This is a genomic window from Nocardia sp. NPDC051911 (assembly GCF_040681035.1).
In the GTDB taxonomy this organism is placed as follows: domain Bacteria; phylum Actinomycetota; class Actinomycetes; order Mycobacteriales; family Mycobacteriaceae; genus Nocardia; species Nocardia sichangensis.
The window spans coordinates 384,204-404,740 of sequence record NZ_JBFAXY010000001.1 but is presented as its reverse complement, the minus strand read 5'-3'; the positions used below and the strand labels follow the sequence as shown (position 1 = coordinate 404,740).

The 20,537-nt window shown below is 67.7% G+C and carries 19 protein-coding genes and 1 tRNA gene; 13 read left to right on the top strand and 7 right to left on the bottom strand.

The genetic code is table 11. The features are described 5' to 3' along the window. Nucleotides 1-229: 229 nt before the first annotated feature. Entirely contained in the window at nt 230-712 is a 483-nt protein-coding gene (locus AB0L97_RS02095) for a GAF domain-containing protein (protein WP_364424869.1), read from the bottom strand. A 98-nt stretch (nt 713-810) separates the two neighbouring features. Between AB0L97_RS02095 and AB0L97_RS02090 the strand changes: the two genes are divergently transcribed. The 9 genes from AB0L97_RS02090 (at nt 811) to AB0L97_RS02050 (ending at nt 9,571) form a co-directional block, all read left to right on the top strand. Further along, the gene (locus AB0L97_RS02090) at nt 811-2,202 is read left to right on the top strand and encodes a styrene monooxygenase/indole monooxygenase family protein (protein ID WP_364424738.1); all 1,392 of its coding nucleotides are present in this window, start codon (nt 811-813) and stop codon (nt 2,200-2,202) included. Between the two features lie 127 nt (nt 2,203-2,329). Further along, the gene (sfnG, locus tag AB0L97_RS02085) at nt 2,330-3,445 is read left to right on the top strand and encodes a dimethylsulfone monooxygenase SfnG (RefSeq protein WP_355071422.1); all 1,116 of its coding nucleotides are present in this window, start codon (nt 2,330-2,332) and stop codon (nt 3,443-3,445) included. Then, nucleotides 3,445-4,662, top strand: a complete 1,218-nt coding sequence (locus tag AB0L97_RS02080) for an SfnB family sulfur acquisition oxidoreductase (RefSeq protein WP_364424737.1) — start codon at nt 3,445-3,447, stop codon at nt 4,660-4,662. The genes sfnG and AB0L97_RS02080 overlap by 1 nt, the downstream gene beginning before the upstream one ends. 11 nt (nt 4,663-4,673) lie before the next feature. Then, nucleotides 4,674-5,189: an NAD(P)H-dependent oxidoreductase gene (locus AB0L97_RS02075; RefSeq protein WP_355071426.1), complete on the top strand. Its 516-nt coding sequence runs from the start codon at nt 4,674-4,676 to the stop codon at nt 5,187-5,189. Continuing rightward, entirely contained in the window at nt 5,182-5,697 is a 516-nt protein-coding gene (locus AB0L97_RS02070) for a flavin reductase family protein (RefSeq protein WP_355071427.1), read from the top strand. Before AB0L97_RS02075 ends, AB0L97_RS02070 begins: the two co-directional genes overlap by 8 nt. Before the next feature lie 360 nt (nt 5,698-6,057). Next, on the top strand, nt 6,058-7,167 hold the full coding sequence (locus AB0L97_RS02065) for a class I SAM-dependent methyltransferase (RefSeq protein WP_364424734.1): 1,110 nt from the start codon (nt 6,058-6,060) through the stop codon (nt 7,165-7,167). A 146-nt stretch (nt 7,168-7,313) separates the two neighbouring features. Then, nucleotides 7,314-8,255, top strand: coding sequence for an alpha/beta fold hydrolase (locus AB0L97_RS02060; RefSeq protein ID WP_364424732.1), 942 nt, complete (start codon nt 7,314-7,316; stop codon nt 8,253-8,255). A 31-nt stretch (nt 8,256-8,286) separates the two neighbouring features. Next, nucleotides 8,287-8,748 (top strand): hypothetical protein, encoded by a 462-nt coding sequence (locus AB0L97_RS02055; RefSeq protein ID WP_355071433.1) that lies wholly within the window; start codon nt 8,287-8,289, stop codon nt 8,746-8,748. 10 nt (nt 8,749-8,758) lie between these two features. Further along, a complete protein-coding gene (locus AB0L97_RS02050; protein WP_364424729.1) occupies nt 8,759-9,571 on the top strand; it encodes a class I SAM-dependent methyltransferase in 813 nt (270 codons plus the stop codon). A 476-nt stretch (nt 9,572-10,047) separates the two neighbouring features. Here AB0L97_RS02050 and AB0L97_RS02045 read toward each other — a convergent pair. From AB0L97_RS02045 to AB0L97_RS02035, 3 genes are all read right to left on the bottom strand, one after another. Continuing rightward, nucleotides 10,048-10,121: transfer RNA gene (locus tag AB0L97_RS02045), tRNA-Gly, on the bottom strand. Between the two features lie 116 nt (nt 10,122-10,237). Further along, nucleotides 10,238-10,957, bottom strand: a complete 720-nt coding sequence (locus AB0L97_RS02040) for a phosphatase PAP2 family protein (protein ID WP_364424727.1) — start codon at nt 10,955-10,957, stop codon at nt 10,238-10,240. 113 nt (nt 10,958-11,070) lie between these two features. Further along, nucleotides 11,071-11,844, bottom strand: a complete 774-nt coding sequence (locus AB0L97_RS02035; RefSeq protein WP_364424725.1) for an SDR family oxidoreductase — start codon at nt 11,842-11,844, stop codon at nt 11,071-11,073. Between the two features lie 112 nt (nt 11,845-11,956). Between AB0L97_RS02035 and dcd the strand changes: the two genes are divergently transcribed. Next, a complete protein-coding gene (gene dcd, locus AB0L97_RS02030; protein WP_355071445.1) occupies nt 11,957-12,556 on the top strand; it encodes a dCTP deaminase in 600 nt (199 codons plus the stop codon). An 80-nt stretch (nt 12,557-12,636) separates the two neighbouring features. Here dcd and AB0L97_RS02025 read toward each other — a convergent pair whose 3' ends face one another. Then, entirely contained in the window at nt 12,637-13,086 is a 450-nt protein-coding gene (locus AB0L97_RS02025) for a hypothetical protein (RefSeq protein WP_063016495.1), read from the bottom strand. Nucleotides 13,087-13,646: 560 nt separating this feature from the next. Here AB0L97_RS02025 and AB0L97_RS02020 point away from each other — a divergent pair. The 3 genes from AB0L97_RS02020 to AB0L97_RS02010 all read left to right on the top strand — a co-directional run bounded on the left by AB0L97_RS02020 (nt 13,647) and on the right by AB0L97_RS02010 (nt 17,678). Then, nucleotides 13,647-14,654: an XRE family transcriptional regulator gene (locus tag AB0L97_RS02020; protein WP_355071447.1), complete on the top strand. Its 1,008-nt coding sequence runs from the start codon at nt 13,647-13,649 to the stop codon at nt 14,652-14,654. A 100-nt stretch (nt 14,655-14,754) separates the two neighbouring features. After that, the gene (locus AB0L97_RS02015; protein ID WP_355071449.1) at nt 14,755-16,008 is read left to right on the top strand and encodes a pyridoxal phosphate-dependent aminotransferase; all 1,254 of its coding nucleotides are present in this window, start codon (nt 14,755-14,757) and stop codon (nt 16,006-16,008) included. 392 nt (nt 16,009-16,400) lie between these two features. After that, complete coding sequence (locus AB0L97_RS02010; RefSeq protein ID WP_364424721.1) at nt 16,401-17,678, top strand: YibE/F family protein; 1,278 nt, start codon at nt 16,401-16,403, stop codon at nt 17,676-17,678. Between the two features lie 51 nt (nt 17,679-17,729). On the opposite strand, the gene AB0L97_RS02005 is transcribed toward AB0L97_RS02010, so the two are convergent. Together AB0L97_RS02005 and AB0L97_RS02000 are read right to left on the bottom strand one after the other, a co-directional pair. After that, nucleotides 17,730-19,037, bottom strand: coding sequence for an Hsp70 family protein (locus AB0L97_RS02005; RefSeq protein ID WP_364424719.1), 1,308 nt, complete (start codon nt 19,035-19,037; stop codon nt 17,730-17,732). Nucleotides 19,038-19,188: 151 nt separating this feature from the next. After that, on the bottom strand, nt 19,189-20,511 hold the full coding sequence (locus tag AB0L97_RS02000; RefSeq protein WP_364424717.1) for a UDP-glucose/GDP-mannose dehydrogenase family protein: 1,323 nt from the start codon (nt 20,509-20,511) through the stop codon (nt 19,189-19,191). Nucleotides 20,512-20,537 lie beyond the last annotated feature (26 nt).

Here is a 20,537-nt window from a genome sequence, read left to right as displayed (position 1 = left end):
ATCACTTCCGGACCGAGAAGCGCATGCAAATGTCGAATGGCCCGGCGCTTCTGCCCACGGCTGCACAATGCGCGCTGCGCAGCCGGCCGACGGCTGTTTCGTCGCAGTGAGTGCGGCGGAGGGGCAGTTGCTGCCGCAATTGGTCTGGGTGTATCCCAGATTCGACCGAAAGTAGGACCGAGGCACCCGCCTGTCGACGACGAGTCGCATACGTTGCGATTGAAGGCAATCAGTTTGCGGTAAAGAAGATTTCGGCTATGGATTCCAACCCTGCGCGGTCGACTTCGTCGAACCGCCCAGGCCGCGGACTGTCGAGGTCGAATACCCCGATCAGCGCATCGTCGCGGACCAGCGGTACGACAATTTCCGAACGCGTATCGGCGTCGCACGCGATGTGCCCCTCGAATGCGTGCACGTCGGGCACGAGCTGAGTGGTTCTGGTTTGCGCCGCCGTGCCACAGACGCCTTTTCCCAGCGCGATGCGCACACACGCGGGTTTGCCCTGGAACGGGCCGACCACCAGTTCCCGACCGTCGTAGAAATAGAAACCCACCCAATTCACATCGGGTAGCGCGTGGAATACCAGCGCGGCGAGATTGGCGGCGTTGGCGATGCGGTCGGTCTCGCCCGCGACCAGCGCTTCGGCTTGGGCGATGAGTTGGCGGTACTGCTCGGTGCGGTCTCCGGTCAGGTCGGCGACGACAAACGACATGGGCCGAATGGTACGCGCTGGGAATTCGCTGTCTGCCCATTGATTCTCGGTGATCGCAACACTCGGCGAGCATCGCGCGTCCATCGCATCATCCCTGCATGACTTCGCAGCAACCCGTATCCCGTTCCACTCGTTCGGCCGCGGTAATCGGTGCCGGACAGACCGGCGTCACTGCGGCGCTAGGACTTCTCGACGCCGGTTTCGACGTCACCCTTTACAGTGAGCGCGATCAGCGCGCCTTACGCGACGACGTGCCCGCCACCGGCACCGCGCTGGAATTCGGTGAGACCCAGCAGGCCGAGGCCGCGCTCGGATTGGATAGCTACACCGGGCGGGCGCCCCGGCACACCGGCTTGAGCGTACGCATCGCCGGACCGGGCCCCGATCGTCCCGAATTGATCCAATTCGACGGCCATTTCGACGGATACGTCGGCGTGGCGGTGGACACCCGGCTCAAGGCCGACGAGCGGCTCACCGCGTTCCTGGAGCGCGGCGGCCGGTTCGCGGTCGAGCAAGTGACGCCGGAGACGCTCGACGGTATCGCCGCCGCCAACGACCTCACCCTGGTCGCGACCGGCCGCGGCGGGCTGTCGGACCTGTTCCCCGTCGACGCGCAGCGCACGCCCTACGACGCGCCGCAGCGGTCCTTGCTCACCGTCGTCGTCACCGGGATCGGCCACGACGAAGATGTTTTCGCGCATCGCAGCGTGGCGGGCGGCGCGCACAGCGGCTTCTCCATCCTCGCCGACCAAGGCGAGGGCTGGTGGGGCCCGTACCTGCACAAGGACGCGGGGCCGAGCTGGGCCTTCCTCGGCTGGGCGCGGCCCGGCAGTGACTGGGAGAAGCGATTCGCCGGGGCCGACTCCGCCGAGTCGGCGCACCGGATCGTGCAGGACCTCTACCGCGACTACATCGAGTGGGACCTGCCGGAGGTGCTGGCCACCAGGACCATTCCCGAGGATCCGCACTCGTGGCTGAAGGGCGCGGTGCGCCCGGTCGTGCGGTCGGGGGTCGGGCGCACCGCGGGGGGCCACGTGGTCGCCGCGCTGGGTGACACCGCCATCGCCTACGATCCGATCGCCGGGCAGGGCGCGCAGAGCGGCCTGATCCAGGCGCAGCGTCTGGTCGCGGCGGCCGCCGTGCACGAAGGACCGTTCGACGAGGCGTGGATCGCGCGGCAGTACGCCGCGTTCCTCGCCGCGCGCGCAGATGCGGCGAACAAGGTGACCAGGCTGTTCCTCAGCGATCCCGAACTGGCCGAGGTCGGCAACGCGTTCTTCGCCGCGGCGGCCGTCGACCCGGCGTTCGCTTCGGCGCTGGTCGGCCTGCTGCACCGGCCGCAGCCGTTCCTGCCGGTCGACTCGCCGGAAGCGGTCAACGAGTTCATCACGCGGGTCACCGGCGAGGACGCCGCCGCACTACTGGGCCGGTTCGCGCCCGCGGGCAAGTTCGCCAGGTCGAGCTACTCGCCCGCGCTCGCCGACGCCTGATCCGAATCGCGCAGATTCAAAACCTCGTCCCGACCGGGGGCCGGTGCTGGAGTGGAAGGAGCGCCGGACGCATGCGTGGCGTCCGGCCTCCGATCCGACGGCTACCCCCGATAACCATGGAGCAGCTATGACCACGGAGCAGATCGCCGAGCAGATCCGGTTCGCCTACTGGGTGCCCAACGTCAGCGGGGGACTGGTCACCAGCGATATCGAACAGCGCACCAGCTGGGATTTCGAGTACAACAAGAAGCTGGCGCAGACCGCCGAGAACAACGGCTTCGATTACGCGCTGTCCCAGGTGCGCTACACCGCCTCCTACGGCGCGGAGTACCAGCACGAATCGACCTCGTTCAGTCTCGCGCTGCTCGGCGCGACCGAGCGGCTGAAGGTCATCGCGGCCGTGCATCCCGGGCTGTGGCATCCGGCGGTACTGGCCAAGTTCGGCGCCACCGCCGACCACCTGTCGAATGGCCGGTTCGCCATCAACGTCGTGTCCGGCTGGTTCGCCGGTGAATTCACCGCGCTCGGCGAGCCGTGGCTCGAGCACGACGAGCGCTACCGGCGCAGCGCCGAATTCCTCGAGGTGATCCGCAAGATCTGGACCGAGGACAACGTGAACTACGGCGGCGACTTCTACCGCATCCGGGACTTCACCCTGAAGCCGAAGCCGCTGAACACCCCGGAGCGGCCGAACCCCGAACTCTTCCAGGGCGGCAACTCGACCGCCGCACGGCGCAACGGCGGCCGCTACGCCGACTGGTACTTCTCCAACGGCAAGGACTTCGACGGCGTCACCGAACAACTCGACGACCTGCGCGCCGTCGCCCGCGCCCACGACCGCGAGGTGAGATTCGGGCTCAACGGCTTCATCATCGCCCGTGATACCGAGCGGGAAGCTCGCGACACCCTGCGCGAGATCGTCGAGAAGGCGAACAAGCCCGCGGTGGAAGGCTTCCGCGACGCGGTGCAGCAGGCGGGCGCGTCCACCAAGGACCGCAAGGGCATGTGGGCCGATTCCACGTTCGAGGACCTGGTGCAGTACAACGACGGTTTCCGCACCCAGCTGATCGGCACGCCGGAGCAGGTGGCCGAGCGGATCGTCGCCTACAAGCAGCTCGGCGTCGACCTGATTCTCGGCGGCTTCCTGCACTTCCAGGAGGAGATCGAGTACTTCGGCGCGAAGGTGCTCCCGCTGGTGCGTGAGCTGGAAGCCGCGCAGCGGCCCGTCGCGGCGGTGAACTGATGACCGCGGTCGCCGCCGATCGCATCCTGTCGGCGGCACAAGCGTTCGCGGTCGCACAGCGGCTCGCGGCGGACTTCGCGCCGGGAGCCGCCGAACGCGACCGGGAGCGCGCGCTGCCGTACGCGGAGGTCGATCGGCTGGCGGCCAGCGGTCTGCTCGCGATCACCGTGCCCGCCGCGCACGGCGGCGCGGATCTGCCGCCCAGCGCGGTCGCGGAAGTGACGCGGATTCTCGCCACGGCCGACCCCAACATCGCGCAGATCCCGCACAGCCACTTCGTGTATGTGAACCTGCTCCGGCTCGCGGGTACGGTCCAGCAGCAGGAGCGGTACTTCGGGCGGGTGCTCGACGGCGGGCGCATCGCCAACGCGCAGTCCGAGCGCGGCGGTACGACCGTCGCCGACATCGCCACCACGCTGCGGCCGGCCGGTGACCGATTCCGGGTGGACGGCGTGAAGTACTACTGCACCGGATCGCTGTTCGCCGACCTGTTCGCGGTGCTGACCCGGCTGGACGATCCGGAAGGCCGCAGCGGTCTCGAGGCCGGTGAGTACATCGTCTACCTGCCCGCGAACACTCCCGGTGTACGCGTCGTGGACGACTGGAACGGGATAGGGCAGCGCACCACCGGCAGTGGAACGGTGTCCTTCGACGAAGTGCTTGTCGATCGCGACCAGGTGATTCCCCGCGCCGGCGCGGTGCGGGCACCCACCGGCTATGGCGCGTTCGCCCAGTTGCTGCACGCCGCCATCGACACCGGCATCGCCCGAGGCGCCCTCACCGCGGCAACGGAATTCGTGCGCACGAAGAGTCGTCCGTGGTTCGAGGCGGGGGTGGCGAACGCGGTGGACGACCCGCTGTTGATCCAGCGCTTCGGTGAATTGTCCGTCGCGGTGACCGCCGCCGAGGCGACGCTCTCGTCGGCCGGATGGGCATTGGACGCGGCTATCCGGATCGATCCGAGCGCCGCGAACATCGCCCAGTCGTCGCTGGCCGTAGCGACCGCCAAGATACTCGCCGACCGCGCCGCCAACGACGTGTCCGCCGCACTGTTCGAGGTCGGCGGAACGCGCAGCGCGGCGGCGGATCTCAATCTGCACCACTTCTGGCGCAACGCGCGCACGCACACCCTGCACGATCCGGTGCGCTGGAAATACCAGCACATCGGCAGGGCCCTGCTGCACGACGCCGCGCCACCGCTCCACGGTGTGATCTGAAAGGAGACGAAATGGCAGTCACTGTCGTCGTCGGAAATCCGAAACCCGCCTCACGCACGCTCACCGCGGCCACCCTGGTCGCGAGGGGGCTGCGACCTGAGGTGGAGCCCACCGTGATCGACCTGGTCGAGTTCGGTCCCGCGCTGCTCAGCTGGGGTGACCCGGCCGTAGCCGAGGCGGTGCGCACCGTGGCGGGCTCGGAGCTCGTCGTCTTCGCCAGCCCCACCTTCAAGGCGACCTACACCGGTCTGCTCAAGCTGTTCCTCGAACAGTTCGAGGGCGGGACCGGCCTGGAAGGCGTGCTCGCGGTCCCGGTGATGCTCGGCGCGGGACCCGCCCACGCTCTCGCGCCCGACCTGCTGCTCAAGCCCGTGCTCGTCGAAATCGGGGCCACCGCCGCGTTGCCCGGGCTCTACCTGTCCGATCGCACATTCGCCGAGGACGGCGTCATCGACCGGTACAGTGGTCGGTGGCGTTCGGTCGCCCAGGCACTGGCCCACAGCTCGAAAGCTGCGAATCATGCATGACCTGTTCGAATTCCCCGCCGACGGAGCCGGTCTGCGTCGCGCGTTCGCCAACTTCCCCAGCGGCGTCGTCGCCGTGTGCGCCGAAATCGACGGAACCCCGCACGGTCTGGCGGTGAGCACGTTCGTGCCCGTCTCGCTCGATCCGCCCCTGGTCTCGTTCTGCGTGCAGAACTCGTCGGCCACCTGGCCCAAGCTCGCCGCCGCGAGCCACCTCGGCCTCAGCCTGCTCGGCACCGACCAGCAGGCCGCCGCCCGCTCGCTCGGCACCCGCGACGGCGACCGCTTCCGCGATATCCAGCTGCACCGCGGTTCCGGCGACGCCGTGTTCATCGATGGCGCGTCCGCCTGGATCGAGGGCGTCCAGGAAGCGCACGTCCCGGCAGGCGACCACGCGGTGGTCATCCTCCGCATCCACCGCATCGCCACCCGCACCGACGTGGACCCGCTCGTTTTCCACGGCAGCAAGTTCCGCCGACTGCACGCGGAATCGGCGAACGGGGCGGCCTGAGGGGCTGGTTCACTCGCCAGAACGCGGCGGGGTCCGTCCGGTCGTGCAGGGGACGCGACGGCGTCCTTGCAAGACCTGACATCAAACTGCGTGACGCAAGTTGCCGGTCGAAGCGACCGGACGACCTCTCACGGCCCACGGTTGGGCTGTACCGGCGGCGCTGTGGGAGACTCAGGCGTCTCCTACGGAAAGGTCCGGCTATGTCGCTCGGGATGGTTCTCGGTGATTTCCCGCGCACTTCGGCGCGGGCGTAAACAGGCGACCTGATGGCCCCTGTGCGATAGCAGCACAGGCAATTTCGCGTCTCCGCGTCGAGGTGCTCTTCGTGCCCTTTGCACGTTCGTACACGAGGAGTACGCGGTGTCCACCGCTTCCTGGACCGAGGACAACACCTGCCCGAGCGCCCGTTGGCATTCCGAGAATGGCGCGCCACCACCCGATTCCCTCGTGGTGGTGAACGACTGGACGACTGCCGAAGCGGCTTGCCGAATGGCGCGAGCGGGGACCGGCCTGCTGTGGCGCGGTGATTTCCACAATGCGCGGCAGTTGCTGCGGGCGATGGGTCGGCGGGTCGAGCGGAAGGTTTCGCTGGGCGACGATCCGGCCGAGGCGTTCCGCCGGTATCGCGCGTCTCGTCGGCGGCGCGCGGAAGTGCTCGGCAAGTTGCTCGTGCTGCTGGAAGACGACTATTCGCTGGCGTTGCGTCGCGCTCCCGATGTGCGGCGCGCCTGCACCGAAGCGTACGGCGCGGCGCGGGGGCGTACGGTGGTCGCGCTCACCGAGTTGCTCGGCGTGCTGGGGGCGGCGCAGTGGCGAGAGAAGGGTGTGTACGTGCCCGCGCTCGGCGACCGCATTCATCCGCACTACGGTGTGTTCTCCCCGGTCCGGGGCGAGTACATCGACCTCGTCGCAGCCGCGCCGCTACCCGCGCGGACCGAGACAGCCTTCGATCTCGGCACGGGCACCGGCGTGCTCGCCGCCGTTCTGGCCCGCCGCGGTTGCACTCGAATCACAGCCACCGACAAGAGTTCCCGTGCGCTGACCTGCGCCCGAGCCAACCTCGACCGACTGGGCCTCTCATCCGTCGCCGTGCAAGGCCCGGCTCTCTTCCCGGACGGCGAGGCCGACCTGGTGGTGTGCAATCCCCCATGGCTCCCCGGCGCACCTACCTCGACCCTGGAAAGCGGCGTATACGACGAGAACTCGTCCATGCTGTACACCTTCCTCTCCGGCCTCCGTGCCCACTTGCGCCCCGGCGGCGAAGGCTGGCTGATCCTCTCCGACCTCCCCGAACACTTAGGCCTGCGCCCCCACGACGAACTCCTCGACCGCATCACAACCGCAGGCCTCCACATCACCGCCCAACTGACGACCCGCCCCACCCACCACCGAGCCCACCACCCCACCTCTCCACTCCACCACGCCCGCACCCGCGAAACGACTTCCCTCTACCGCCTGGGACCTCGTTGAGTGGCACATCACGGAGTGGTTACCCCCGTCATCCGGGACCGAGTCCACGGCGTATTGATCGCATCGGCAACGGGTTTCGGGGGCGAAGTTGACATTGCTAGTCGTTTCAGTGAAGACTGAAATGACTAGCAACGACGGGAGCTTTGATGGATCTCCATATCGAGCAAGTGACGTTCAACAGCCTTGGCACCGCGTGTGCTGGTGATCTGTATTTGCCCGCGGCGGACGGTCCGGTCCCCGGTCTGGTGCTGGGGCACTCAGGGGTGATGGTGAAAGAGGCGTTGCGAGTGTTCGCACCGTATTTCGTGCGGGCGGGGTTCGCGGTACTGGCGATCGACTATCGCACGGTCGGGGCCAGCGCGGGGCAACCTCGCGGCCAGGACTACCCGCAGCGACAGACGGAAGATTTTCGTAGCGCGGTGTCGTATCTGCAAACCCGCCCGGAGGCGGACCCGAATCGGATCGGACTCTGGGGTGTCAGCATCGGGGGCTCGGTGGCGACGCAGGCCGCGGTATTGGACCGGCGCGTGAAATGTGTTGTGGTGCAGAGCCCGAGCGTGTGGAACGGATGGCGGTATCTGGAGCGGCTGCTCGGTAGGGAGGGCCTAGCCGCGCTGCGGGACCGGTTGGACGAGGACTGGCAGCGCCGATATGTCGGCCACGACAGTGCTCGGGTGCCGCACCTGACGCTGCGGGGGGAAAACGTCGAGAGCGCACCGGATCTCGCCGCCGAGATGTTCCCGAACTACCGGAACGAGAAGACCCTCGACTCCGCCGAACATCTGCTGACCTTTGCGCCGGAGGACCTCATTCATCGCCTGGCGCCGACCCCGCTGCTGATGATCGCCAACGGCGGCTGGGACCCGTACCACATGCTCGAGGAGGCACAGAGCGCCTTCGCCAAGGCCGGCGAGCCGAAACGACTCGAGATCCTGCCTTACGACGTGCTCGGTCTCTACACCGGTCCCGGGCTGGAGGAGGCCATGGCTCTGGCCGTCGAGTGGTTCGACCGGCACCTGCGCCGGACCCGCCTCGTCGCTCCCACCCCGGAGCCGACCCGGGAGTCGGTGACCGCTATGCCACAGTAATCGAGCCGAGTACAGCGCAGGAGGACACAGCATGCCGGAACCGGATCGACAGCACGCCACGCTGGAGTGGGTGGAGCGAGTCGCTACCTTCTGCGTCGAGGAATGGGCACTGCCCCCCATCACCGGGCGAATCCTCGGCCTGCTGATGATCTGCGATCCGCCGGAGCAATCCGCCGGCCAGATCGCCGAGGCGATCCACGCCAGCCGCGCCTCGCTGACCTCCAACATGCGCCTGCTGACCACCATCGGCCTCGTCCGCAAGGTGCGGATCCCCGGTGACCGCACCGCCTACTACCGCATCGAGGACGACGCCTGGGAGAAGGTCATCCATCGCAAAATCGCCGGCCTGGGCGCCTTCGGCGACATCGCCGAGGACGGACTCTCCTTGGTCGGCGGCACCGATCCCGCTCTCACCGAACGCATCCGGGCCGCTCAGCAGGCATTGACCTGGCTGCGCGACATCGCCGCCCGACACACGGACACCACCACCTGAAGGACCGATCGTGCTCCGAATCCGACCCGACCTCGACCCGATTCAGGAAACCCTGCTCCTCACCCTGCAAGCCCGAGCACTGGACGCGACCACCCGCACCCCGATCCTGGGCGACACCCACCAGGCCGAGCTGGCCGACCGGATCGACTACGACTTCACCGAACTCGAGCTGAAACCCAGCCTCATCTGCGGAACGGCGCTACGCGCGAAAAAACTCGACGACGCGGTACGCGCGTTCATCGCCATGCACCGAAATGCGGTGGTACTCGATCTCGGCTGCGGCCTGGACACCCGCATGCTCCGATGCGATCCACCCGCCGATGTCGACTGGTACGACGTCGATTACCCTGAAGTCATCGAACTGCGCCGACAGTTGCTTCCGCACAGCCCCCATCCGCTGGGCGTCGATCTCACCCAGCCGGGCTGGACTCAGCAGCTGCCCGCCGATCGACCAGCCATGATCGTCGCCGAGGGCCTGCTGCCTTTCCTGCCCGGCGACACGTTCCACACCCTGATCCGCGAGGCGACCACACACTTCCCGACCGGTGAGCTCGCCCTCAACGGCTACACCCGTTTCGCCGCCTGGGCCATGAAATACCACCCGTCGATCAAAGCCCTCGGCATCAGCGCCGCCCAAGGATTCGACGACGCCCACGAACCCGAAACCTGGGGCGCCCGCCTGACACTGATCGAAGAACAACTTCTCACCCGCGCCGGCGAAGTCGACCTCTTCCCACAACCGTTACGCGCGGTAACCCGCGCCATAGCCCTCAGCTCAGGACTGTCTCGGCAAGCCAACCGAATACTCCGATACGCCTTCTAGTGTCTCGAGGCATCGCGCCGTCACCCCCATCCTCAACCACCACCGTAGAGGCCGGTGATGTGGTGGTCCGCACGACGTTGAAAGTCATCGCCGCCGTTGCAATCTCTCTTGCGGCAGGTGCAGGTTGGGCGAACGCCACGGTTACATCCAGCGGATTACCCCTGAAGCCCATCCCGAGCCCGCAACCGGCTCCCGTCGGCACTCAGGCGACTCCTGTCGGCGTCTCCTCGGGCTCGAGCGACGCCCAGTCTCTGGCCTGCCTCGTGCACGCCCTGTCCAGCGGCGCCCACTACTGCCTGTAACCCACACCACCCCCAGCGGCGGTAACCGCCCGGCACTTCGTTGAGTGGCACATGACGGAGGGGCTACTCGCGATTCGCCTCGACCATGTGCCACTCGATGACGTGCGCTGCGGGGCGGTTGGTCGGGTAGCAGAAAGGCCCTGGATCGGCGGGGTGCGGATGCAGGGCCTTCGGTGGAGCCGATGACGGGAATCGAACCCGCGCTGTCTGCTTGGGAAGCAGAAGTTCTACCATTGAACTACATCGGCAGAGGCAAAAGTGCCAATCGAGACTGTAGCAGAAGCCGCGCTCAGGGTGGGAAAAGCGCAGCTTGTACCGGTGGCAGAAGTCAGGGCATTGGTCGTCGGCCTTATCGCACTGTTCGCTATGCCCGCCGGTAGTTCGAGGAAGCACTCGCCTCGTCCGGCCGTCTGGTGTCGAGTTCCCGTCGATTGGCCGATGTACCCCGGTCGGCGCGTACCAAGTACCGGTACAAGCTCAGGCAGAGGATGAGCCACAGCGCCCCGAAGCACCAACCGCCGAGGACGTCCGTCGCCCAGTGGACGCCGAGGTAGATCCGCGACAGGCCGACCGCGATGACGAAGAGCGCGGCGGCGATCGCGGTCCAGGCGCGCAGGGCGGGGCCGTGTATGCCGGGGAGCGCGACCGCGAGGACGATGCCGACCACGACGAACGAGCCCATGCTGTGCCCGGAGGGGTACGCCTGGTTGGACACACTGATCAGGTGTTCTTCGAGGGGTGGGCGGTCTCGGTCGGTGAGTTTCTTGCCGCCTCGGACCAGTAGGCCGCCGCCGAGCCCGGTGATCGCGACGAGCGCTGCCGCCGTCCAGCGCCGCCGCCAGGACAGGACCAGGCAGGTGGCGGTGGCCAGGGCGGTCATGGCGAGCGTGCCGCCCAGCAGGCTGATCGCCACCGCTATCGGGGTCAGCGTGCCGTTGCGGTGCGCGACGGCCCAGTCGGTGATGCCGCGATCGAACCCGCCGGGGCCGCGATTGCCGACCACACCTGCCGTGAGGGACGCGGCGCACACCACCAGCAACCCGGTGAGCACCCAGATGGTGTTGCGAATGCGAGGGGAGGTCACCATTCCACGGTGCCATTTCCGGCGCTGGAAGGTAGCTCAGGCGGTTCCCAGCTGGGACGACGTCACAAACGTCGTCTCGGACACCGCTGGCAGGGTGGTGAACGGCCGCCGACTCAGAACTTGCTGTAGCCGCCGTCGATCAGCAGAGTGTCGCCGGTGTGGTACGCGCTGGTGGGGCTGGCGAGGTAGACGGCGACGGATTCGAAATCGCTCGGCAGGCCCCAGCGGCGGACCGGGATCCGCGGGTGGACGCGTTCGCGGAAACGGTCCCACGCGAAGGCCTCTTCGGTCATCGGCGTCTCGACCCAGCCGGGCAGCACGGAGTTCGCACGGATGTCGTGCTTGGCCAGCTCCACCGCGATCGAGTTGACCATGGCGATCAACCCCGCCTTGCTGGCCGCGTAGGACTGCCCGCGCGGAACTCCCTGGTGGGCGGCGAGGCTGGCGGTGGCGACCAGACTGCCGCCTTCGCCCTGGGCGAGCATCGCCTTCGCCGCTTCACGCAGCGTCACGAACGCGGCGTCGAGATTGAGCGAGGTGACCCGGCGGAATTCCGCGAGATCGGTCTCCACGAACGGGATGAACCCCTGGCTCACACCGGCGTTCACGAAGCAGGAGTCGATGCGGCCGAGTTCGGCGGCCGCGTGGCCGATGGTGTCGATCACCTGCTGCTCCTCGCCGACGTCGCAGCTCAGCGCGAGCACGCGCCCGCCGAACGCGCGCAATTCGGCGGCGGCAGCCTCGTTGCGTTCGGCGTTGCGGCCGACGACGCAGACATCGGCCCCGGCCCGTGCGAGACCCCGGGCGAATCCGAGACCGATGCCGGAGTTGCCTCCGGTGACGACGGCGACGTGGCCGGTCAGGTCGAACAGCGAGCCCTCGGACATGGTTCATCCCTTCGATCGCGGGCGACGCCGCCCGAATGAATGCGAGGATATCGTTCTCTCCATATCACTGTGCGGCTGAGGAGCCCCGTCGAGCAGGCGCTACGCTCGTCGCGTGCTGCTTTCCGATCGTGACATCCGCGCGGAGATCGCCGCTGGGCGTCTCGGCGTCGAGCCGCTGCTGGAGAACCTGATCCAGCCGTCGAGCATCGACGTGCGCCTGGACCGGATGTTCCGGGTGTTCAACAACACCCGCTACACCCACATCGATCCGGCGCAGCGGCAGGACGAACTCACCAGCCTGGTCGAGCCGGGCGAGGGCGAGCCGTTCGTGCTGCATCCCGGCGAATTCGTGCTCGGCTCCACCCTCGAGGTGTGCACGCTGCCGGATGATCTGGCCGGACGCTTGGAGGGCAAGTCCAGTCTGGGCCGATTGGGTCTGCTGACCCACTCGACCGCCGGCTTCATCGATCCCGGGTTCAGCGGGCACATCACGCTGGAGCTGTCCAACGTGGCGAATCTGCCGATCACGCTGTGGCCCGGCATGAAGATCGGTCAGCTGTGCCTGCTCAGGCTGACCAGCCCGGCCGAGCACCCGTACGGCAGTGCCGTGGCGGGCTCGAAGTACCAGGGCCAGCGCGGACCGACTCCGTCGCGGTCCTATCTGAACTTCCCGATTCCGGCCGCCGCGATCGACGCCGCCGAAGCTCGCTGACCGGGGCCGAGTCCGCTTCGTCGACTGTGGGGGAGAAGCGGACCCGGCGGACGGCGGCGGGGAACCGACCGCGGAGGTGATCAGTCCCCGCCGCCCGCTCCCACCGCGAGCGCCGTTGTGAGGATGACGGACAGCGGTGGGAGCGTGTCACCGCGGCTCGGCGGGCTGACCCAGAAGCACCCTTCCCGGGTCCAGCGGCCGAGGCCGGTCGGCAACATCACGGCGCTGCCGACGGCGGGCAGGCCGATATCCAGCCGATTGAGCACCTCGAGCACCTGCGGTCCCGGTCGGCTGTCGGGCTCGGCGAGGAAACTCCATCGGATCTGCCTGGCCAACATGGGACCCCTCGTTCCCTGCTGTTCCAGTGCGGCGCGCACCTTCTCGGCACGCGCGGTCGGCAGGTGGACGACGCAAACGCGTCCGGTGATCGGCAGCATGGCGAAACCGCCCCGCTCGGTGACCGGCAGTCCGAACTCGTGCCGATAGAACGCCACCCAATCGTCCACGGTCCTGAGTTTCTCGACATTCACGGCGAACTCCTTGCCTTCCGACTCAATGGTCCCGGCCCGCCGCGCGATTCGGCATCGCCCGCTCACCCGCCTTGCGCTGCCCTTCCGCTGCCTTTGATACGGGCCGTATTTCACCTGTGGCCGCGCTCACAAACCGCTCGTACTCTGGAAGGAGTTCGTTCGGAAGGGATGACACCGTGGTCACGCATTGGTCAGGCAAAGAGGCCCGTGCCCTTCGCGATGCCAAGCGGATGAGCATCAGGGAATTCGCCGCCCATTTGGGTGTGCACGAACGCTTGGTGTCGAAGTGGGAAGCCGGGGGCGTCCGGGTTCATCCACGACCGATCAACCAAGCCGCTCTGGATACCTCACTGGCCAGGTCCGACGATGTGGTGCGGGCGCGGTTCGCGGCATTGATCGATAAGCCCGCGATCGATCGAACCGTCCCGCCGGGATTCGATGCGCGTGCCGACGCCTCGGCGCGCGTTCATTATTCGAGCGACGCGGACCTTTTGGCTCTCATAGACGCCGGTGCGATGAGAGGTGCTGCGTTGGCAGCGATTTCGGAGAGGGATCTGATCATGGCGGCTGCCCACGAGGCCAGCGAGCACGCCGGCAAGGCCGAGAGCACCAATGTCGGTGCGAGCACTTTGGACCAGCTCGACGCGGATGTCGTGCGCATCGCGAACGACTACGTGCGCATTCCGCCGGTGCCGATGATGGTGGAAATGGTGCGGGTGCGGCGCCGGGTGTATCGGTTGCTGGAAGGCCATCAGCGGCCCGCCGATACCGGTCATCTGTATCTTTTGGCGGGCACCCTCTCGGGCCTGCTCGCCAACGCCAGCACCGATCTCGGCTACTACGACGCGGCGGGCGAGCAGGTCCGGGCCGCGTGGGCCTACGCGGAGTTGTGCGGGCACAACGGGCTTCGGGCCTGGACCCGCGGCATGCACGCGCTGATCGAGTACTGGTCGCAGCGGCCGCGCCGGGCGGTCCAGCTCGCCCAGAGCGGGCAGGAGTTCGCGGAATCCGCGACCGCGCAGGTGCGACTGCTCAATATCGAGGCGCGCATCTGGTCGGCGCTTGGCAGCGCCGCCGACACCGATCGCTGCGTGCGGGCAGCCGACGACGCGCGCGAGATCGCCGCGACCGACACGCTGCACGACGAGGTGGGCGGCGTCTTCGGGTTCAACGAGGCCAAGGCCAACTACTACGCTGGCGCCACCTACATCCACCTCGGTCAGGCGGAGCCCGCGCTCGGCGCCACCCAGCGGGCCATCGAACTCTATTCGAACGGCCCGTCCGAACAGCGTTCCTACGGCGCGGAGGCGCTTGCCAGGGTCGACTGCGCGGCTGCCCACCTGATCAACGGCAGCCTGGACGGCGCGGCCGAGGCGCTGCAGCCGGTGCTCGGCCTCGACGAGGCCAAGCGCATCGCGCAGCTCGAGGAGCGGTTGACCGGTGTGCGCAGGCGGATCGCGGCTCCGGCTTTCCGCGACTCGGTCGAGGCGCGCAGGCTGGACGAGCGGATCGAGGAATTCTGCGGGTCGACGGCGGCCAAGGGGATCCCGCCCGGCGCGGCCCATTGAGTGACGCGTCACACCCGGCGGGGCCGCGGCCGCCGTCGTGGGCGTGGCGGCCCGTGGAGAGCTCGGACAGGCGGTTTATCCAGTTGCGACGGATGGCACCATGGGACGGGTGAGTCCTCAGCATCCGCACCATCCCCCGCGTGTTCTGGAGCAGTCCACGAAGCTGCAGAACGTCGTCTACGAGATCCGTGGACCGGTACACGCGCACGCGGCACGGCTGGAGGCCGAGGGCCACCGCATCCTCAAACTGAATATCGGCAACCCCGCCCCGTTCGGGTTCGAGGCGCCCGACGTGATCATGCGCGACATCATCGCGGCGCTGCCGTATGCCCAGGGCTACTCCGAATCCAAAGGCATCCTCTCCGCGCGGCGCGCGATCGTGACCCGCTACGAACTCGTGCCCGGCTTCCCCGAGCTGGACGTGGACGGCGTCTACCTCGGCAACGGCGTATCCGAGCTGATCACCATCACCATGCAGGCCCTGCTGGACAACGGCGACGAGGTGCTGATCCCGGCGCCGGACTACCCGCTGTGGACCGCCATGACCAGCCTGGCGGGCGGCACGCCGGTGCACTACCTGTGTGACGAGGCCAACGGCTGGCAGCCCGATATCGCCGACATCGAATCGAAGATCACCGACAAGACCAAAGCGCTGCTGGTGATCAACCCGAACAACCCCACCGGCGCGGTGTACTCCGCCGAAGTGCTCCAGCAGATCGCCGACCTGGCTCGCAAGCATCAGCTGTTGCTGCTCGCCGACGAGATCTACGACAAGATCCTCTACGACGACGCCAAGCACATCTCGCTGGCCACCGTGGCGCCCGACCTGCTGTGCCTGACCTTCAACGGGCTGTCCAAGGCCTACCGGGTCGCGGGTTACCGGTCGGGTTGGTTGGCGATCACGGGCCCGAAGGAGCACGCGGCCGGGTTCCTGGAGGGCATCGACCTGCTCGCCTCCTCGCGGTTGTGTCCGAACGTGCCCGCGCAGCACGCGATTCAGGTCGCGCTCGGCGGTCATCAGAGCATCGAGGACCTGATCCTGCCCGGCGGGCGGCTGCTCGAACAGCGCGACGTCGCCTGGGAGCGGTTGAACATGATCCCCGGCGTGTCGTGCGTGAAGCCGAAGGGCGCGCTCTACGCGTTCCCGAAGCTGGATCCGAATGTGTACGAGATCCACGACGACTCCAAGCTGATCCTGGATCTGCTGCTGCAGGAGAAGATCCTGATGGTGCAGGGCACCGGCTTCAACTGGCCGCGCCACGACCACCTGCGGATCGTCACACTGCCCTGGGCCCGCGATCTCGCGGTCGCGATCGAACGCTTCGGCAACTTCCTGTCCAGCTATCGCCAGTAGCGGGAAGCCCGGAGCTGGACAATATAATCGCCCCGCTTCTGGCCTGGAAACAAACTCGATGTACGGATACCCGTCGGATTTGGCGACTAGCTAGCGCAAAAGAAGTACTTTTGTGTACAGTGGTCCTCGGCACTCAGAGTGCCCGGTCGGATTGCCTACCCCCCCTGGGCATATCCGACCTCGGGTTAGGCCGCCTACCCCCCTGGGCCGCCTGCCCTGCGGGCGGCGGAGACATCCCCCTGCTCTCCGCCGCCCCCCTCTAACTCCTTTTTTTCCCGTTATCGGTTCACATCAACCGCGTCTCCGCTGTGTTAGGTAACCGCCGCGACGGTCTTGAAAATGAAATCCTTTAGGCTCGCTCCGGGCGCAAACACATCGGACAGAGGAGCGCGGTGAGCGACCACCACCATCACCACGATCATTCGGGACCGATCGCGATCGGCGCGACCGCGGCGCGCGTGGTCATCGGGCTGCTCACCGCCATCGGGATCGTCGTGGTCATCGGCGCGATCGCGCTGTGGCCGAGCAAGCAGCACATCGATATCCCGCTGCCGATGCAGAACGCGGGCGGCGGCGCGGTACAGACCGAGGCGGGCACCGTAGTGCTGCAGGACATCGGGCCGTGCGGCAGCTCTTCACTGGGCAAGGTCTTCGTCGACAAGCCCGAACCGCCGCGCAACAACGCCTACACCTGCCAGCGCAGCCTGATCTCGATCGAATCCGGACCGCACAAGGGCAACCGCACGCTGCTGGAAATCGCACCGGGCCCAGGGCAACCCGACCTGCACGCCGGTGACGAACTGCGGCTGGTCCGCCAGACCGATCCCAGCGGGACGCCGCTGTACTCGTTCGAGGACTACTCGCGCGGGCTGCCGCTCACGCTGATCGTGGTGGCTTTCGTCGTGGTGATCATCGCGGTGGCGCGCTGGCGTGGCGTCCGCGCGCTGCTGGGCCTGGTGTTCGCCTTCGCCGTCCTGGTGCTGTTCCTGCTGCCCGCCCTGCTGGACGGCAAACCGGCGATCCCGGTCGCCTTGGTCGCGGGCGCCCTGATCCTGTACGCGGTGCTGTATCTGGCGCACGGGGTGAACCTGCGCACCAGTTCGGCGCTGCTCGGCACGCTGACCTCGATGCTGCTCGCCGCCGCGTTGTCCTGGCTCACCATCGAGATGACCCATCTCACCGGCCTTTCCGAAGAGCAGAACACGAACGTCGCGACCTACATCGAGCACGTCAGTATCACCGGATTGCTGCTGGCCGGATTCATCATCGGTTCGCTCGGTGTGCTCAACGACGTCACCATCACCCAGGCGTCCGCCGCGTTCGAGCTGGCCGCCATCGACCGGTCGGCCTCCCGGCGCGAGGTTTTCGCCGCCACCATGCGCGTGGGGCGCGACCACATCGCCAGTACCGTCTACACGCTGGTGCTCGCCTACGCCGGTGGGGCGCTGCCGCTGTTGCTGCTGTTCAGCGTGGCGGGGCGGTCCATCCGCGACGTGCTGACCGGTGACGCCGTTGCCATCGAGATCGCGCGCTCGGCGGTCGGCGGTATCGCGCTGGCGCTCTCGGTGCCGTTGACCACCGGCATCGCTGTGCTGCTGGCCCGCCCGTTCACGACCAAGGAACCAACCCCCGCGCCGCGCCCGCGTCGCGCACGGCACGCGAGGGTCTGAACTCCCCCCGTTTCCCGTCTCGTCAGGAGTTGTGCGGCGCGGCCGCCCGGCTCAGCGCTGCGGCGGCGGAGGGAAGGGGAAGACCTCCGGCGGGATCGTGGGAACCACGATCGGCGGAAGGCCCGGCACGACGATGGTGTTCGGGCCGGGTGTCGGCGGCGCCTCGCTGGTGGTCTGCCTCCGGTTCGGCGGCGGCGCGGCGAGCGACTCGTGCGCGGGCGATTCCGTGGTGCCCGGCGCGACCGCGATCTGCGGGTCCAAGCTGGTCGTGCGCGGTGTGGTGGTGGGCGACAGCGACGGTGATCCTTCGCTGGTGTGTGAATCCCGTTCCAGCACCTGCGGTCCGTAACCGAGGCCGAGCCCGATCGCGGCGACCACGGCCAGCGCGCTGACGGTCAGCACCGCACCGCTGATCTCACGTTTGCCGCGCTGGGTCGGAGCCGACAACCATGCGGGTGACAGCTCGTCGTCCAGCGTGGCGCCCGCCGTCGGCGTTTCCTTACGGACCGGTCTGGCCAGCAGCGCGGCGCCGCGAGCCATCACGGTCTCCGGGCTGTCCGGCACGATGACGGGCACGCCCATCCAGCGTTCGAGCACCTTGGCCACCAACGGGATCCGGGCGCAACCGCCGATGGCGAGCACGCCGTGCACCGGGCGGTCCGAGCGCACGATCACGTCGCGTGCCATGCGCGCCGACGACTCGATGGCCAGCATGATCAGCGATTCGAAGTTCTCCTGCGCGAGCAGCACCAAACCCTGCTCGCTCGGCAGCGCCACCGCGGTGTTGGTGGTGAGCTGCTCTTTGGCCTCGCGGCACAGCGCGTCCAGCGCGGCCAGGCCCGCGGCGTTCGGCGGGTGCGCGATCCGCCCCGAGGCGATCTGCTGCTCCCGGATCAACGAGTCGAGATAGTCGCCGCTGATGTCGCTGGTGCGCTCGCTGTGCCGGACCTCACGGGTCTGCGTGTCGACCACGCTTACCGTCAGGCCCGAACTGCCCAGGTCGTAGACGACCAGCGAGGAGATGCCCCGGATATCGCCGGTGGCCTGGGCGAACTCGAGTGCGGCCGCGATCTCGGGCACGAGTTCGTAATTGGTCAGCTGCTGACGCGCCATGGCGGCGCGAATGGCGCGGGCGTGCTGCTCACTGCGGTAGGCGATGGCGGTGGCGCCGATACCCGGCGTGGCCTCCAGGGTGACTCCGATGGCCTCTGCCGCCAACTCTTCCATGCTTTGGTCGACGACCGGAATGGTCTGCAGATCGAAGGAATGCGGGGAGACATGCCCGTGGGGGTTTCCGGCGTGTGGTCGCGCCATACGGACAGCGCCGGCCCCCACCGAAACTCCCAGTACCGAACTCATCAGCTGCCCATCTCGTTTCACACTTCACGACATGCGAGCCTGCGCCGTCCGTCGGCGGAGACCCGCTGGACGGACCCTACCGTCGGCGATCAGCTGTGCTTAAGGCAGGACTGGTCGTCTGTCTGGCAGTAGCCCGCCTCGCTCCGCAACTCTACGGTGTACCGAGTCCCGCGTACACCCATCCGGCTGCTCTCCAGGTGGCACGATTGAGACAGTTCCGGCCGTCGATGATCGAGCGGGCACGCACCACCCGGTCCAGGTCTTGCGGGCGCAGCGCGGTGAATTCGTCCCACTCGGTGAGCACGAGCACCACGTCGGCGCGTTCGCACGCCTCGGTGACCGAGGTCGCGTAGTTCAGGGTGGGGAACACCCGGCGCGAATTCTCCAGCGCCTTGGGATCGTAGACGGTCACCACGGCGCCGTGCAGCTGGATCATGCCCGCCACGTTCAACGCGGGCGAGTCGCGGACGTCGTCGGATTCCGGTTTGAAAGCCGCGCCGAGTACCGCCACGTTGGCCCCGAGCAGTGAGCCGCCGCAGGCGCGGGCGGCCATGTCGACCACCTTGGTCCGTCGGCGCATATTGATGTTGTCCACCTCGCGCAGGAAGGCGACGGCGTGGGCGGCGCCGAGTTCGCCGGAGCGGGCCATGAACGCCCGGATGTCCTTCGGCAGACATCCGCCGCCGAAACCCAGTCCGGCGTTGAGGAACCGACGGCCGATGCGCGCGTCGTAGCCGAGGGCGTCGGCCAGCATGGTCACGTCGGCGCCGGTCGCTTCGCAGACCTCCGACACCGCGTTGATGAACGAGATCTTCGTCGCCAGAAAGGCGTTCGCCGAGACCTTCACCAATTCCGCTGTGGCCAGGTCGGTGAGCAGGAACGGGACCTCGGCGGCGATGAGGTCGGCGTAGATCTCGCGCACCAGATCCTCGACCCACCCGGCGGCGGCGCGCTCCCGGTCGACTCCGAGGACCAATCGGTCCGGCCGCAGGGTGTCCTTGACCGCGAAGCCTTCTCGGAGGAATTCCGGATTCCACGCCACCTCGACGTCGGTGGAAGTCAGCGCGCGAGCGCGGGCTCCCAGCGCGTCCGCCGTGCCGACCGGAACCGTCGACTTGCCGATGATCACCGAGGGACGTTCCAGTAGCGGGGCGAGGGTATCCACCACCGCGTGCACGTATTTCAAGTCGGCGGCGTACTCACCCTTCTTCTGCGGCGTGCCCACACCGAGGAAATGCACATCGGCGTGTGCGGCCGCCTCGGCGTAGGAGGTGGTGAACCGCAGTCGGCCCGCATCGAGGTTGCGACGAAGCACATCCTCCAGGCCCGGTTCGTAGAACGGCACCACTCCGTCGGACAGCTTCGCGACCTTGCCCGGGTCCACGTCCACTCCGATGACGTCGTGCCCGAGTTCGGCCATGCACGCCGCGTGCGTGGCCCCGAGATACCCGGTTCCGAAGACTGTGCATCGCATGATCGATTGGTAAGCCCCGCCGATGG

Excerpts from the sequence above, each read along its gene's own strand:
- AB0L97_RS02095 (WP_364424869.1), bottom strand. The coding sequence starts at position 712 with ATGTCGTTTGTCGTCGCCGACCTGACCGGAGACCGCACCGAGCAGTAC.
- AB0L97_RS02090 (WP_364424738.1), top strand. The coding sequence starts at position 811 with ATGACTTCGCAGCAACCCGTATCCCGTTCCACTCGTTCGGCCGCGGTA.
- sfnG (WP_355071422.1), top strand. The coding sequence starts at position 2,330 with ATGACCACGGAGCAGATCGCCGAGCAGATCCGGTTCGCCTACTGGGTG.
- AB0L97_RS02080 (WP_364424737.1), top strand. The coding sequence starts at position 3,445 with ATGACCGCGGTCGCCGCCGATCGCATCCTGTCGGCGGCACAAGCGTTC.
- AB0L97_RS02075 (WP_355071426.1), top strand. The coding sequence starts at position 4,674 with ATGGCAGTCACTGTCGTCGTCGGAAATCCGAAACCCGCCTCACGCACG.
- AB0L97_RS02070 (WP_355071427.1), top strand. The coding sequence starts at position 5,182 with ATGCATGACCTGTTCGAATTCCCCGCCGACGGAGCCGGTCTGCGTCGC.
- AB0L97_RS02060 (WP_364424732.1), top strand. The coding sequence starts at position 7,314 with ATGGATCTCCATATCGAGCAAGTGACGTTCAACAGCCTTGGCACCGCG.
- AB0L97_RS02055 (WP_355071433.1), top strand. The coding sequence starts at position 8,287 with ATGCCGGAACCGGATCGACAGCACGCCACGCTGGAGTGGGTGGAGCGA.
- AB0L97_RS02035 (WP_364424725.1), bottom strand. The coding sequence starts at position 11,844 with ATGTCCGAGGGCTCGCTGTTCGACCTGACCGGCCACGTCGCCGTCGTC.
- AB0L97_RS02020 (WP_355071447.1), top strand. The coding sequence starts at position 13,647 with ATGGCGGCTGCCCACGAGGCCAGCGAGCACGCCGGCAAGGCCGAGAGC.
- AB0L97_RS02015 (WP_355071449.1), top strand. The coding sequence starts at position 14,755 with ATGGGACGGGTGAGTCCTCAGCATCCGCACCATCCCCCGCGTGTTCTG.
- AB0L97_RS02005 (WP_364424719.1), bottom strand. The coding sequence starts at position 19,037 with ATGAGTTCGGTACTGGGAGTTTCGGTGGGGGCCGGCGCTGTCCGTATG.
- AB0L97_RS02000 (WP_364424717.1), bottom strand. The coding sequence starts at position 20,511 with ATGCGATGCACAGTCTTCGGAACCGGGTATCTCGGGGCCACGCACGCG.